This is a genomic window from Ruegeria sp. HKCCD7181, from assembly GCF_057221055.1.
Genome location: NZ_JBWVBC010000003.1, coordinates 1 through 13,401 on the forward strand (window position 1 = coordinate 1; position 13,401 = coordinate 13,401).

Consider the following 13,401-nt stretch of genomic DNA (forward strand, 5'->3'; position numbering starts at 1 on the left):
GGGAGACCTAACGAGGGTGCCTGTAACGGGAATAGAACACAGCCCCCGGGCACCACTTTTCTCCAAGAAAAGCAATGTGTTGGCGGTGTGGCCGCTGTTGCACCTCGTTGGTTGATTGCCCGAGACGGTACCGGGACTGCGAATTCGCACCTTACTTTCCATTTATTCGATTGCAAGGAAGATGGCTTTGTCCGGAAAGATCGATCAGGCCGTCAGCAACTTGGCCTGATCGTGGAAGGTATCCTATACGCTACTCAACCGGTTCCGGTTGAACAAATTGAATTCCCATCCAGTCGAGTTCTTCTCGCAGCACGTCTGCAAAGAAACCGAGACCATTCAACAAGTCCGCAGGATCCAGAGCGGCGACCCATTTGCAAATTCAACCTTGTGATCGTCGAGCACGCTTAATGTCGTATGAAGCTCCCAATTCAGGCGTCATGCGACACAGGTGTCCGGTGAAGTAAACAAGCCGCCGAATGATACAGATTCTAAACTCAGCAAGGCGTACTGGGGAAGTGTGCACGACTTGTGTGGCAATCTGTGTGACAGTTTTGGGGTTACTCTGCTGAAAACCTACAAAATTTACGATTTTTGGAGGATTTTCTCTTGAAAATGGTGCCCCCACACGGACTCGAACCGCGGACCTACTGATTACAAATCAGTTGCTCTACCAGCTGAGCTATAGGGGCACTTGGCGTGGATTACTGATTCAGCACAGAGTCTGCAAGCCCGAATTTCAGACATTGTTAGCCTCAGACGGATTTTTTTCTAACCCGCTGCCGAACCGCTTTTGGGGGTGCGTTTGACTGCGTTATGCGCAGGCTGTAACTCGGACAGAGACGCTTGAGAAATTGGGGCTAAATCAAACATGCATGTGGCTATTCACGCCGGCGCTTTGTTTACCGATGAGGGGCGGCTCATCAAGCTGCTCCAGGCGAATGCTGCGTTAGTTGGCCAAAATGGCGGTTCATTTTGGGGTCCTCGACGCTACAAGCAGATATTCGGACCGGTTCTGAACGTGCCTGGCGGCGGCGACCCAGAACCCAATACGCTTTCGCGCTTCTTATCGCTCATGCCCGAAGGACGTGCTGTTGATCGGGCGATTCTGTCCTGCGCCGCTTTCATCGGAGAGCAATCGTCGGTTATTGACGGCGGTCAGCTCTATCCTCTGGCCGGTAAACGCATGGCGCATTTGGGCCATCTGTTGGACGGTTTTCCCGTTGAGTTATTTATTAGCTTACGTAATCTCGGCACCTTCATTCCAAGGGTGCTGATGTGGCTTCCCGAGCAGGAACGCCGCAATGTCCTCAGCACAACCGATCTGAGCTGTCTCAGCTGGCTGACCGTGATTGAAGATATTCGTGATCTAGCTCCTGACATCAAAATCACCTTATGGAGTAACGAAGATTCTCCGCTGATTTTGGGTGACATACTGCGTGCCATGGTAGGCTTGCCGGACGACACTCCGTTAACAAACGAGTACGGATTGCTGTCTTCCTTATTGTCGGATTCCGGCAAACACCAGTTGCGTCAGTTGATCGAGCATGAGCCGACACAACGTGGCAAAAAGTTGCGCGATGCGCTGGTCGGAGTTTTTCAGGCGCACGCCTTGCCGGAAGCGATCGAAGAAGAATTGCACTTGCCGGGTTGGAGCGAAGAAATCGTCGAGGCCTTCACTGAGCTTTACGAACAGGACCTGGCGCGTCTGCAGAACATGCCGGACATTCGGTTCCTGAAGCCGTAATGAAGTGGGGCGGAAAACTCGGTCGAGTGACAGTGCGTTCGACGCGCCAATTGGGTGACCGGAGCCTGACTAGAGTTTTGGTGTCGATGCTCATTAACCCTTAACGGCTGACAAAAAAACGAAGCGGCTAGGCCTCATTTCGAAGCGTTACACGTGAAGCGGCTTTGGGCGTACGCTCTGTTTCGATCGGAAGTCTGGCACAACGGCAGGCTGTGATCCTGCGTTGGTCATCCGCGAGGTGGTTGTTTTTTTGCAGGGCTGCTCATTCAAGAAGCTGGCCTGAACGCGAATTTCGCTGTAGACTCTCAATCAGATCCCGAAAACGGGACGTTGACGAGGCAGATAGTGGCGGTATCTCATGACTGAGATGGTGTATGGCGCGGTCCAGAACCAGCGCGGCGAACCGATTCTACCAAAATGGTGGCGGACGATTGATCGCTGGACGATGTCCTGCGTGCTGATCCTGTTTGTCATCGGGCTGTTGCTGGGGCTAGCTTCATCGCCGCCTCTGGCAGGGCGGAACGGGTTCGATCCATTCCACTATGTCGAACGCCAGGCGCTGTTCGGCGGGTTGGCGCTGATTGCTATGCTTCTGACCTCGATGATGTCGCCCACTTTGGTGCGGCGTCTGGCTGTTCTGGGCTTTTTGGCAGCGTTCGTCGCATTGGTTTTCCTACCGATCTTCGGCACCGATTTCGGCAAAGGTGCTGTGCGGTGGTATTCGCTCGGCTTTGCCTCGCTTCAGCCATCGGAATTTCTGAAACCCGGCTTTGTCGTGGTCGCTGCGTGGCTATTGGCTGCGTCGCAAGAGATAAACGGCCCTCCGGGGCGGCTGTGGTCCTTTGCCCTGTGCATGGCCATCGTTGCCATGTTGGTGATGCAGCCCGATTTCGGTCAGGCGTGTTTGATCCTGTTTGGTTGGGGTGTGATGTATTTCGTGGCCGGAGCGCCCATGCTGCTATTGGTCGGTATGGCGGGTTTCGTCGTTCTTGGCGGAATGTTTGCCTATTCGAACTCGGAACACTTTGCCCGGCGTATCGACGGCTTTCTCAATCAGGAGGTCGACCCAACCACCCAACTTGGCTACGCTACAAACGCGATCCGCGAAGGCGGACTGTTCGGTGTCGGCGTGGGTGAAGGGCAGGTGAAATGGTCTTTGCCGGATGCGCACACCGATTTCATCATCGCTGTCGCAGCCGAGGAATACGGCCTGATCTTGGTGCTGATCATCATCGCACTCTATTCGATCATCGTGGTTCGTTCGTTGCTGCGCCTGATGCGGGAACGCGACATGTTCATCCGTCTTGCGGGTACCGGTCTCGCCTGCATGTTCGGTGTTCAGGCGATGATCAATATGGGCGTCGCAGTTCGCCTGCTGCCTGCAAAGGGTATGACACTGCCGTTTGTCAGCTACGGCGGCTCATCCCTGATTGCCGGTGGCATCGCGGTTGGAATGCTGCTGGCGTTTACCCGAAACCGCCCGCAGGGCGAACTTGGCGATATTCTGCGCGGAAGAGGATAATGGGGAAACCTTACCTTTTGATTGCGGCTGGCGGTACCGGGGGCCATATGTTCCCCGCTCAGGCGTTGGCCGAGGCGATGCTTCACAAGGGCTGGCGGGTGCGCCTGTCCACCGATGCGCGTGGTGCGCGTTATACCAGCGGCTTTCCGCATTCCACCGAAATTGTCGAGGCGTCTTCTGCCACCTTCGCGCGCGGCGGGCTGGCTGCAAAGGCGATGGCAGGTCCGAAAATCGCAGCGGGCGTCACCAGCATGGCTTACCAGATGATGCGCGACAGGCCGGACGTGGTTGTAGGGTTTGGCGGTTACCCGTCCATCCCGGCGCTGGGCGCAGCGACCATGCTTAAGATCCCTCGCATGATCCACGAACAGAACGGCGTTCTGGGCCGGGTGAACCAGCTGTTTGCTACCCGCGTCGCGCATGTCGCCTGCGGCGCCTGGCCTACTGACCTGCCCGAAGGCGCGAGTGGCGTTCACACTGGCAACCCGGTGCGCGCCGCAGTATTGGACCGTGCGGCTGCGGGATATATCCCGCCGGGTGAGTATCCGATGTCGATACTGGTGATGGGTGGCTCTCAGGGGGCGCGAATCCTCAGCGACAAGGTGCCCGGCGCCATTGCAGCGTTGCCCGATGGGCTGCGCGCGCATGTCCGCGTTGCCCACCAGGCGCGCGATGAAGATGGCCAGCGTGTCACCGCGTTCTACGCAGATCACGGTATCCTGGCCGAGGTGAAACCTTTCTTTCAGGATGTTCCTCGCCGTATGTCCGAGGCGCAGCTGGTCATCTCCCGCTCGGGTGCTTCCAGTGTCGCCGATATCTCGGTCATCGGTCGCCCGTCGATCCTGATCCCCTTCGCTGCTGCTGCTGGCGATCACCAGACCGCCAATGCACGCGGACTGGTGCAGGCAGGGGGGGCGATCATGATCCCCGAAAACGCGCTTGACGTTCCGGCGCTGACAGAGCAAATCACCGCCGTTCTGACAAACCCCGAAGCCGCACAAAAAATGGCCCATGCCGCCCTGTCGGTCGGGGCGCCCGATGCCACCGAGCGTCTGGTCGCCCTCGTCGAGCAATTGGCGCAGAAGGAGACCACATGAATCCAGCAACCAAACTGCCGCAAGACGTAGGGCCGATTCACTTCGTTGGGATTGGCGGGATCGGGATGTCGGGCATTGCCGAGGTTTTGCTGAATCTGGGCTATCGGGTTCAGGGGTCCGACCTCAAGGCCTCGAAGATCACTGACCGTCTGGGGGGGCTGGGCGCCGAAATTTTCGTGGGGCAAAAAGCCGAGAACCTAAAGAACGCCGCCGTTGTCGTCACTTCGACCGCGATCAAGCCGGGTAACCCGGAACTGGATGAAGCACGCGCGCAGGGCCTGCCGGTTGTCCGCCGTGCCGACATGCTGGCGGAACTGATGCGCCTGCGCTCGAACATCGCCATCGCCGGGACGCATGGCAAGACCACCACGACGACCATGATGGCCGAGTTGATGGTGGCAGGCGATTTTGACCCGACCGTGATCAATGGCGGCATCATCCACGCCTATGGTTCGAATGCGCGAATGGGGCAGGGCGAATGGATGGTGGTCGAGGCTGACGAAAGCGACGGTTCCTTCAACCGCCTGCCAGCCACAATTGCCATCGTTACCAATATCGACCCCGAGCATATGGAGCATTGGGGCGACTTCGATAAGCTGCGCGACGGCTTTCACGAGTTCGTTTCGAACCTGCCGTTCTATGGCCTTGCTGTCTGTTGCACTGACCATGCCGAGGTGCAGGCGCTTGTAGGGCGCATCACAGATCGCCGCGTACGTACCTATGGATTCAACGCGCAAGCCGATGTTCGCGCCGAAAACCTGACGTACAAAGGCGGCGTCGCGCATTTCGACATCCACCTGCAGTATGAAGACAAAATGATTGAAGGCTGCACTTTGCCGATGCCCGGTGATCACAACGTCTCGAACGCTTTGTCGGCTGTGGCCGTTGCTCGTCATCTGGGTATGAAAGCGTCGGAAATCCGCGAGGCGCTGGCAAATTTCGGCGGGGTGAACCGCCGTTTCACCAAGGTCGGCGAGATCGACGGCGTTACCATCATCGACGATTACGGCCACCACCCGGTCGAAATTGCTGCCGTTCTTAAGGCCGCCCGTCAAGCGACAGATGGCCGCGTGATTGCAGTTCACCAGCCGCACCGCTACTCGCGCCTGTCAAATCTGTTTGACGATTTCTGCACCTGCTTCAACGACGCCGACGTTGTGGCTATCGCCGAAGTATTCGCCGCTGGTGAGGATCCGATCGAAGGGGCTGGTCGAGATGACCTCGTGCAAGGGCTTATCCGCCATGGTCATCGCCACGCACGGGCCTTGTTGGATGAAAATGACCTCGAACGCCTCGTACGCGAGCAAGCTCGTCCCGGCGACATGGTTGTTTGTCTCGGTGCCGGTACCATCAGTGCCTGGGCGAATGGGTTGCCTGTGAGATTGCAGAGGAAACAAGCCGTTTGACGTTGTGGGCCATTTGGGTGCACAACTTTGGGATGTGATTTCGCGCTTGCGATAACCAGCAACGGGCTCGGAGGGGCGAATGCAATTATCTGTCGTCTTTTCAGCCCTTTGGGTTATTTTCGCTACCATCGTGGCGATGCTGCCGATGCGCATGCAATTCCCTCCGGGCCTGATTCTGCTGATTTGTGCTCCGGTTCTGATTGTCTGGTTGGGCTATGATTATGGCTGGTTCATCTCGGTTCTGGGCTTCGCCGGTTTTGTCTCGATGTTCCGCAATCCCATCCGGTATTACTGGCGCAAATGGACCGGACGAGAGGTGCCGGAATGAGCTGGTCGATTGCGCTTGCCGGTCTGTGGGGGTTGGTCGCCAACGTGTTGGCGATGATTCCCAGTAAAGACAACCATTGGACCCGCGCCTATTTTCTGATTGCCGTGGGAGTGCCAATTCTGGGATTTGTCACCTATGAGAACGGTCCCTGGATCGGGTTGGTCGTTCTGGCCGCCGGCATGTCTGTGCTGCGTTGGCCGGTGATTTACATGACCCGTTGGACAAAGACGAAAATGCAGGGCATGAAGGCGACCGACAAATAGCTGGCCAGCTTCAGGAGAACCGCCATGGTGAACGCCACCACACTTGCATATTTGCCTCTCATTTCTTTTGTCCTCGGTGCGGGCGCGGGCTTCGTCGCGGGGCGCTGGATCGGTCTACGCGGCCTGTTGTGGTTGATCGGTTTGACTTCGGCGGCTGGTTTGGTCCTGATCGTCATGCTGGCAAGCATTGGAACGGGTGAAGAAGAAAAAGCCTTTGGACCCCTTGTCTGGCTGACCGCCGGTGTCCTTCCCTTCCTGTTCGCCGTAATCATGGGCGGAGTAGGCGGGCGCAGCCTGGCGGCACGGGCGGGCGCATGAACTTGATGCCTACTACGCGCGGTCGCTTGTCCGAGGCGCGAAAGCTGTCGGATATTACATGGCTGCGCGTTGGTGGACCGGCGGATTATCTGTTCCAACCTGCGGACATCGATGATTTGCAAACATTTCTGCGCGCCTTGCCCGACGAAACTCCGGTTTTTCCTATGGGCGTGGGGTCGAATCTTATCGTTCGCGATGGTGGTTTGCGCGCTGTAGTTATCCGCTTGGGGCGCGGGTTCAACGATATCTCGGTTCAGGGTAACACGGTTACCGCAGGCGCTGCCGCGCTGGACGCACATGTGGCGCGCAAGGCGGCGGATGCGGGGGTTGATCTGACTTTTCTGCGCACTATTCCCGGTTCCATTGGCGGAGCGGTTCGAATGAACGCAGGCTGTTATGGCAGCTATACGGCTGATGTTCTGCGCAAGGCGACTATCGTCACGCGGCAAGGAGAGGTCGTGGATCTTGCGCCCGAAGACCTGAACTTCCGCTACCGCCAATCCGACCTGCCAGATGGCGCGGTGTTGATATCGGCCCAGTTCGCCGGCCCTTCAGGCGATCCTGAAGAATTGCACGCCAGAATGGAAGCTCAGTTGAGAAAGCGCGATGAAACCCAGCCAACCAGAGATCGCAGCGCCGGGTCAACTTTCCGCAACCCGGCCGGGTTCTCTTCTACAGGCCGGGCCGATGACGTGCACGACCTCAAGGCATGGAAGGTGATCGACGATGCCGGGATGCGCGGCGCAATCCTGGGCGGCGCGCAGATGAGTGAAAAGCACTCGAATTTCCTGATCAACACCGGCGATGCCTCGGCCGCGGACCTCGAAGGTCTGGGCGAAGAAGTGCGAAAAAAGGTTTACGAAACAAGCGGCATCACGCTAGAGTGGGAAATCATGCGGGTCGGTGATCCGCTGACAGATTGAAGCCCCGACCGTTAGACCAAAAACAGGCAATTCAGGCGACGGATCAAAGGCATAACGCAGTACGGACCACCACATAAGGTCCGGGGACATTGAGGCGCACGAACGTGGGTATGTCGAGCAGGACAAACCCCAAAGTGGCGGTATTGATGGGTGGGCCCTCGGCGGAACGCGAGGTGTCTCTCAGCAGCGGGCGCGAATGCGCAGCCGCCCTCAGGGGAGAAGGCTTTGAAGTGGTCGAGCTGGACGCGGGTCCCGACCTCTATGCACGCCTATTGGATATCAAACCGGATGTGGTTTTCAACGCCCTGCACGGCCGCTGGGGCGAAGATGGCTGTGTGCAGGGTCTGCTGGAATGGATGCGCATTCCGTATACGCATTCCGGGGTTCTGGCCTCAGCGCTCGCCATGGACAAACAGCGCAGCAAGGAAATCTACCAGACAGTAGGTCTGCCGATTGTACCCAGCGTGATCGTTCCCAAGGTCGAAGTGATCGAGGTTCACGTCATGGAGCCGCCCTACGTGGCCAAACCCAACAACGAAGGTTCCAGCGTTGGCATCTATATCGTGCACGAAGGGTCCAATGGTCCGCCACAGCTCTCGGAAGAGATGCCGGATCAGGTGATGGTAGAGAAATATGTTGCAGGCCGCGAACTGACAGTAACGGTGATGGGAGACCGCGCCCTGACCGTGACTGAAATCATGACCGACGGCGGCTGGTACGACTACGACGCCAAATACAAGCCCGGCGGCTCGTGGCACGTGTTGCCTGCCGATATTCCGCAGGACATCTTTGACCGCTGCATGGATTATGCCGTGCGTGCACATGACGCGCTGGGATGCCGGGGTGTCAGTCGAACGGACTACCGCTGGGATGACAGCAAAGGGGCGGGCGGGTTGTTCCTGCTGGAAACCAATACGCAGCCCGGCATGACGCCCACGTCGCTGGCCCCCGAGCAGGCAGCCCATCTGGGCATGACGTTTGGCCAACTCTGCGCCTGGATGGTGGAGGACGCCTCATGCGACCGTTGACCGCCACCCGTGCGCCAGTCATCCACCGGGCCAAACCTCTGGCAGGGCCAGATGCGGATTTCCGGTCGGCTGCAGCGGCAGAGCCTGAGGTGCAACCAAAGTTTCGACTACGCGGAGGCAGGTTGTTCGGTCGTTCGGCTGGGCGATCCGATCCAGCCCCGTCGCGCCTGAGCTATCGGTTCCAGCGTTGGATGCTGACGCCAGGTATTCGGCGAGGATTGAAAATCGGCCTGCCTGTCCTGGTCATGGTATCGGGGATTGGTCTCTACCTGGCGTCGGAAGAGCGGCGCCATGCGCTTGAGGCATATGTGGCCGATATTAAGACCTCGATTCAGGAACGCCCTGAATTCATGGTTAACCTCATGGCAATCGACGGTGCGGGCACCTGGCTCTCGGATGATATCCGCGAAGTTGTTCCGCTGGATTTCCCCGTCAGTTCCTGGGACCTGGATGTCGAGCTGATCCGCGACACGATCACAGGTCTCGACCCAGTGAAATCCGCGACAGTCCGAATACGTCCTGGAGGCATTCTTCAAGTCGATGTTGTCGAGCGGCAACCGGTCATTGTCTGGCGAACTCGCGACGGAATTGAGCTGCTGGACGACACCGGTGCTCATGTAGATCGCGTCGCGTCGCGTGCCGACCACGCGGGCTTGCCGCTGATTGCGGGCAAGGGCGCGGATCAGCATGTTCCGCAGGCGCTTGAGGTTCTGAAGACCGCCAGCAATCTGGGCAGCCGTGTTCGCGGTCTTGTGCGCATTGGCGAACGGCGTTGGGATCTTGTTCTGGATCGCGGTCAGCGCATCATGCTGCCGACCGATCGCCCGGTTCGTGCGTTGGAACGGGTGCTGGCAGTGAACGAAGTACAGAACCTTCTGGAACGCGACGTTGCCGTGGTCGACATGCGGCTCGGGCAACGACCGACAATCAGAATGAACAAAACAGCCAGCGAAGCCTGGTGGAATACAAAAGTTACAGTGGATAACGGGCAATAACGACAATGATGACCGATCTTTATCAGTCCCAACGCGCCATGCGCCAGATGCGCCGGCAGGCGATGCAGCGGGGCGTCGTCGCCATTCTGGATGTTGGCAGCTCGAAGATCGCCTGCCTTGTACTGCGTTTCGATGGCGCAGGTTCGCTGAGCGAGGACAACGCCATCGGTTCGATGGCCGGGCAGACCGGGTTCCGCGTGATCGGTGCGGCAACCACACGGTCGCGTGGCGTGCAGTTCGGCGAAGTCACCGCCATGCAAGAGACCGAACGCGCCATCCGCACCGCACTGCAAGCGGCGCAGAAAATGGCCGATATTCGCGTGGATCATGTCATCGCCTGTTTTTCGGGGGCAAACCCCCGCTCTTACGGGTTGGACGCGCAGGTCGATTTGGAAGGGCAACTGGTTACCGAAGCCGAGGTTGGCCGGGTTCTGAACGCCTGTGATGTGCCGGATTACGGGGTAGGGCGCGAAGTACTGCATGCGCAGCCCGTGAATTTTGCGCTCGACAACCGTTCGGGGCTGACCGACCCGCGCGGGCAGTTGGGGCAGTCGCTGGCGGTGGACATGCACATGCTGACTGTGGACGCTGTTTCGATTCAGAACATCGTCCGCTGTATCAAGCGCTGCGATCTGGAGCTGGCTGGTATTGCGAACTCGGCCTACGTCTCGGGCATCTCGGCGTTGGTCGAGGATGAGCAGGAGCTGGGTGCAGCCTGCATCGACATGGGCGGTGGTACGACCAGCGTGTCGATTTTCATGAAAAAGCACATGATATATGCCGATTGCGTGCGGATGGGTGGCGATCACGTGACCTCGGACATTTCGATGGGGTTGGGTGTTCCAGCTGCGGTGGCCGAGCGGATTAAAACCTTCAACGGCGGTGTTCATGCAACCGGCGCCGACGACCGCGATTTGATCGACATTGGTGGCGACACCGGCGATTGGGAGCACGATCGCCGTACCGTCAGCCGCGCTGAACTGATCGGCATCATGCGTCCCCGTGTCGAGGAAATACTGGAAGAGGTCCGTATCCGACTGGATGCCGCAGGCTTTGACCATATGCCGAGCCAGCAGATCGTCCTGACTGGCGGTGGCAGCCAAATCATGGGTCTTGACGGGTTGGCCAGCCGGATCCTGGGTCAGCGTGTGCGCCTGGGCCGCCCGCTTCGCGTCCATGGCTTGCCGCAATCTGCAACCGGACCCAGCTTTTCGTCGGCTGTCGGTCTGAGCTTGTTTGCAGCGCATCCGCAGGATGAATGGTGGGACTTCGAGATCCCGGTAGATACGTATGCGGCCCGCCCGTTTAAGCGCGCTGTGCGCTGGTTCCGTGACAACTGGTAGGGCGCTTTGCAGAGCTCTGGGAGCATGGCTCGTCGCGATGCCCGCGTTTGCGATGGCTCAGACGGCGATCTCACCAGAAGCGTTTCTGAATGCAGCGGTCGGCAAAACCCTGCAATTCTACGAGGTGCGCAGCGGCGATCTGGTCGGAACCGAAGAATTCCTAAGCCGCACAGTCTCGGTCTGGCGCATGCCGAACCGGGATTGCGTTTATGGTCAGATCACAACGCCGAACGGACAGATCTGCTTTCTCTATGACGATGACCCCGACAGAGTACCCGTCTGCTGGTGGCCATTTCTGCATCAGGATCGCCTGATGGTGCGGCTGGCCACTTTTGCAAACGCAGAGATTCAGGAAGTGCGCAATATCTCAGAGCAGGGGCTAAACTGCCCAAGTGCCCCAATCAGTTAAAGAAATGGGTTGCGGCTGACGGGTTTATCCCTCAAAATATCCACAAGGCCCGCAAGAGGCCCGCGGCAGGACACCGAGCAGTTTTGCGCGATAATCGAAAAACTAAATCACATGACGTGTCGCCTGATCCGTGATGTCGCGACCGCTTGTGTTGTGCCGGGTTAGTGTTGTCCCGCAACATCTGGCGATGAAAGCGAAATGCCGCTGTTTTGCGCCTTAATTCCTCCATATTTTGTGGATTTGCGCGATTTTTGGCGTGACGTTTGGGGATTCGAAATGTAGAATCGAACTTGGATAGGTAAGAAAAACACCGCTTTGGCGGGTCAAAAAACAGGCGGACAGAGCATGACATTGAATCTTTCGATGCCCGGGCACGACGAACTGAAGCCTCGGATTACAGTATTTGGCGTAGGCGGTGCAGGTGGCAACGCCGTCAACAACATGATTGAAAAACAGCTGGACGGCGTCGATTTTGTGGTCGCCAACACTGACGCGCAAGCATTGCAGCAAAGCCAGTCTTCGGCGCGGGTGCAGCTGGGGGTTAAAGTAACCGAAGGTTTGGGCGCAGGTGCGCGACCCACCGTTGGTGCAGCAGCAGCTGAAGAAAGCATCGAGCAGATTGTTGACCACCTTGCTGGCGCGCATATGTGCTTCATCACCGCAGGCATGGGCGGGGGCACTGGTACAGGTGCCGCTCCGATCATCGCACAGGCCGCGCGGGAACTGGGTGTGCTGACTGTTGGTGTTGTGACCAAGCCTTTCCAGTTCGAGGGCGCCAAGCGGATGCGTCAGGCTGAAGATGGGGTCGAGTCGCTGCAAAAGGTTGTCGACACGCTGATCATCATTCCGAACCAGAACCTGTTCCGTCTCGCCAACGAAAAAACCACCTTTACCGAAGCATTCTCGATGGCTGATGACGTTCTGTATCAGGGTGTCAAAGGCGTGACCGATCTGATGGTTCGCCCGGGTCTGATCAATCTCGACTTCGCCGACGTTCGCGCGGTGATGGACGAGATGGGCAAGGCAATGATGGGTACAGGTGAGGCCACCGGTGAAGATCGCGCTGTTCAGGCGGCTGAAAAGGCGATTGCCAACCCGCTGCTGGACGAAATCAGCCTCAAGGGCGCCAAGGGCGTGCTGATCAACATCACCGGTTCGCACGATCTGACCCTGTTCGAACTGGACGAGGCTGCCAACCGTATCCGCGAGGAAGTAGACCCCGAGGCCAACATCATCGTAGGCTCGACGTTGGACACCGTGATGGAAGGCGGCATGCGGGTCTCGGTTGTGGCCACCGGTATCGACGCAAACGAAAAGCACGAAGAAGTGCCGGTCGCCCGCCGCTCGATGTCGGCACCTTTGACGCGTACTGTTTCGGCGGAAGAGACCGCACAGGCAGAGGCTCCAGCTGCTGAGGCCGCTGCATCCGAAGGGGACAGTAACATCGCGCCCTCGCTGTTTGAATCGATCGAAGATGTCGAGTTCAATCCCGGGTGGAGCGATGAGCAGCCCGCAGCCGTTGCGCAGGATGATGATGGCCTGCCGCCGCCGGCCTATCAGCCAGCCGTGGCGGAATTTGAACCGCAGCCAGAAGCTGAACAGGCTGCGCCAGAGAGCTTTGTAGCGCCTCGTGGCCAGTTGCCTGGCACACCGTCCCCCGAAGCGCTTCAGCGTTTGCAGGCAGCAGTAAAGAACGTTCCTGCTGCCCGGGCGCGGATGGCAGCCGAGCAGCCACAAGAACCTGCGGCTCAGCCCGAGCAATCAGCCGAAGATCGCCCCCGTTTCGGGTTCAATCGTCTGATCGACCGGATGACAGGTCACGCGGCGGATACACCGGCTCAGCCAGTGCGCCAGCAACCTTCTTTCCGCCAAGCTGACGCTACGGCACCCGCTCGGGAAGAGGCCGACCCCGAGCAGGATCGCATCGAAATTCCCGCCTTCCTGCGCCGTCAGGCCAACTGATACCGGTCACAAAATCTCATTGAAGGGCTGCCATTTGGCGGCCCTTTCTTGTTGTAAAACAGC

General features: G+C 58.3%; 13 protein-coding genes and 1 tRNA gene. 13 read left to right on the forward strand and 1 reads right to left on the reverse strand.

From position 1 onward, the window contains the following. Positions 1–613: 613 nt before the first annotated feature. Positions 614–689 (reverse strand) — tRNA-Thr (locus AC2TCY_RS06755). Between the two features lie 179 nt (positions 690–868). On the opposite strand from AC2TCY_RS06755, the gene AC2TCY_RS06760 reads away from it, so the two are divergent. From AC2TCY_RS06760 to ftsZ, 13 genes are all read left to right on the forward strand, one after another. After that, the gene (locus AC2TCY_RS06760) at positions 869–1,744 is read left to right on the forward strand and encodes a hypothetical protein (RefSeq protein ID WP_480846376.1); all 876 of its coding nucleotides are present in this window, start codon (positions 869–871) and stop codon (positions 1,742–1,744) included. 358 nt (positions 1,745–2,102) lie between these two features. Beyond that, a complete protein-coding gene (ftsW, locus tag AC2TCY_RS06765; RefSeq protein WP_480846377.1) occupies positions 2,103–3,266 on the forward strand; it encodes a putative lipid II flippase FtsW in 1,164 nt (387 codons plus the stop codon). Continuing rightward, positions 3,266–4,363: a UDP-N-acetylglucosamine--N-acetylmuramyl-(pentapeptide) pyrophosphoryl-undecaprenol N-acetylglucosamine transferase gene (locus AC2TCY_RS06770; protein ID WP_480846378.1), complete on the forward strand. Its 1,098-nt coding sequence runs from the start codon at positions 3,266–3,268 to the stop codon at positions 4,361–4,363. Before ftsW ends, AC2TCY_RS06770 begins: the two co-directional genes overlap by 1 nt. Beyond that, positions 4,360–5,769, forward strand: a complete 1,410-nt coding sequence (gene murC / locus AC2TCY_RS06775) for a UDP-N-acetylmuramate--L-alanine ligase (RefSeq protein ID WP_480846379.1) — start codon at positions 4,360–4,362, stop codon at positions 5,767–5,769. The genes AC2TCY_RS06770 and murC overlap by 4 nt, the downstream gene beginning before the upstream one ends. Before the next feature lie 79 nt (positions 5,770–5,848). Then, on the forward strand, positions 5,849–6,097 hold the full coding sequence (locus AC2TCY_RS06780; RefSeq protein ID WP_480846380.1) for a DUF2484 family protein: 249 nt from the start codon (positions 5,849–5,851) through the stop codon (positions 6,095–6,097). Further along, complete coding sequence (locus AC2TCY_RS06785; RefSeq protein WP_480846381.1) at positions 6,094–6,360, forward strand: DUF2484 family protein; 267 nt, start codon at positions 6,094–6,096, stop codon at positions 6,358–6,360. The genes AC2TCY_RS06780 and AC2TCY_RS06785 overlap by 4 nt, the downstream gene beginning before the upstream one ends. 24 nt (positions 6,361–6,384) lie before the next feature. Continuing rightward, positions 6,385–6,678: a hypothetical protein gene (locus AC2TCY_RS06790; RefSeq protein WP_480846383.1), complete on the forward strand. Its 294-nt coding sequence runs from the start codon at positions 6,385–6,387 to the stop codon at positions 6,676–6,678. Continuing rightward, positions 6,675–7,601, forward strand: coding sequence for a UDP-N-acetylmuramate dehydrogenase (gene murB / locus AC2TCY_RS06795; RefSeq protein ID WP_480846385.1), 927 nt, complete (start codon positions 6,675–6,677; stop codon positions 7,599–7,601). The genes AC2TCY_RS06790 and murB overlap by 4 nt, the downstream gene beginning before the upstream one ends. 110 nt (positions 7,602–7,711) lie before the next feature. Beyond that, positions 7,712–8,629 carry a D-alanine--D-alanine ligase gene (locus tag AC2TCY_RS06800; RefSeq protein ID WP_480846386.1) on the forward strand — a complete coding sequence of 306 codons (918 nt, stop codon included), beginning with the start codon at positions 7,712–7,714 and terminating at the stop codon, positions 8,627–8,629. After that, entirely contained in the window at positions 8,617–9,624 is a 1,008-nt protein-coding gene (locus AC2TCY_RS06805) for a cell division protein FtsQ/DivIB (protein WP_480846387.1), read from the forward strand. Before AC2TCY_RS06800 ends, AC2TCY_RS06805 begins: the two co-directional genes overlap by 13 nt. 8 nt (positions 9,625–9,632) lie before the next feature. Beyond that, entirely contained in the window at positions 9,633–10,967 is a 1,335-nt protein-coding gene (gene ftsA, locus AC2TCY_RS06810; protein WP_480846388.1) for a cell division protein FtsA, read from the forward strand. A 37-nt stretch (positions 10,968–11,004) separates the two neighbouring features. Continuing rightward, a complete protein-coding gene (locus AC2TCY_RS06815) occupies positions 11,005–11,376 on the forward strand; it encodes a hypothetical protein (protein WP_480846390.1) in 372 nt (123 codons plus the stop codon). Positions 11,377–11,721: 345 nt separating this feature from the next. Continuing rightward, the gene (gene ftsZ, locus AC2TCY_RS06820; protein WP_480846391.1) at positions 11,722–13,338 is read left to right on the forward strand and encodes a cell division protein FtsZ; all 1,617 of its coding nucleotides are present in this window, start codon (positions 11,722–11,724) and stop codon (positions 13,336–13,338) included. Positions 13,339–13,401 lie beyond the last annotated feature (63 nt).

What these genes read in the sequence shown, in the direction of transcription:
- AC2TCY_RS06760 (WP_480846376.1), top strand. Translation starts at nt 869, where the DNA reads ATGCATGTGGCTATTCACGCCGGCGCTTTGTTTACCGATGAGGGGCGG.
- ftsW (WP_480846377.1), top strand. Translation starts at nt 2,103, where the DNA reads ATGACTGAGATGGTGTATGGCGCGGTCCAGAACCAGCGCGGCGAACCG.
- AC2TCY_RS06770 (WP_480846378.1), top strand. Translation starts at nt 3,266, where the DNA reads ATGGGGAAACCTTACCTTTTGATTGCGGCTGGCGGTACCGGGGGCCAT.
- murC (WP_480846379.1), top strand. Translation starts at nt 4,360, where the DNA reads ATGAATCCAGCAACCAAACTGCCGCAAGACGTAGGGCCGATTCACTTC.
- AC2TCY_RS06780 (WP_480846380.1), top strand. Translation starts at nt 5,849, where the DNA reads ATGCAATTATCTGTCGTCTTTTCAGCCCTTTGGGTTATTTTCGCTACC.
- AC2TCY_RS06785 (WP_480846381.1), top strand. Translation starts at nt 6,094, where the DNA reads ATGAGCTGGTCGATTGCGCTTGCCGGTCTGTGGGGGTTGGTCGCCAAC.
- AC2TCY_RS06790 (WP_480846383.1), top strand. Translation starts at nt 6,385, where the DNA reads ATGGTGAACGCCACCACACTTGCATATTTGCCTCTCATTTCTTTTGTC.
- murB (WP_480846385.1), top strand. Translation starts at nt 6,675, where the DNA reads ATGAACTTGATGCCTACTACGCGCGGTCGCTTGTCCGAGGCGCGAAAG.
- AC2TCY_RS06800 (WP_480846386.1), top strand. Translation starts at nt 7,712, where the DNA reads ATGTCGAGCAGGACAAACCCCAAAGTGGCGGTATTGATGGGTGGGCCC.
- AC2TCY_RS06805 (WP_480846387.1), top strand. Translation starts at nt 8,617, where the DNA reads ATGCGACCGTTGACCGCCACCCGTGCGCCAGTCATCCACCGGGCCAAA.
- ftsA (WP_480846388.1), top strand. Translation starts at nt 9,633, where the DNA reads ATGACCGATCTTTATCAGTCCCAACGCGCCATGCGCCAGATGCGCCGG.
- AC2TCY_RS06815 (WP_480846390.1), top strand. Translation starts at nt 11,005, where the DNA reads ATGCCCGCGTTTGCGATGGCTCAGACGGCGATCTCACCAGAAGCGTTT.
- ftsZ (WP_480846391.1), top strand. Translation starts at nt 11,722, where the DNA reads ATGACATTGAATCTTTCGATGCCCGGGCACGACGAACTGAAGCCTCGG.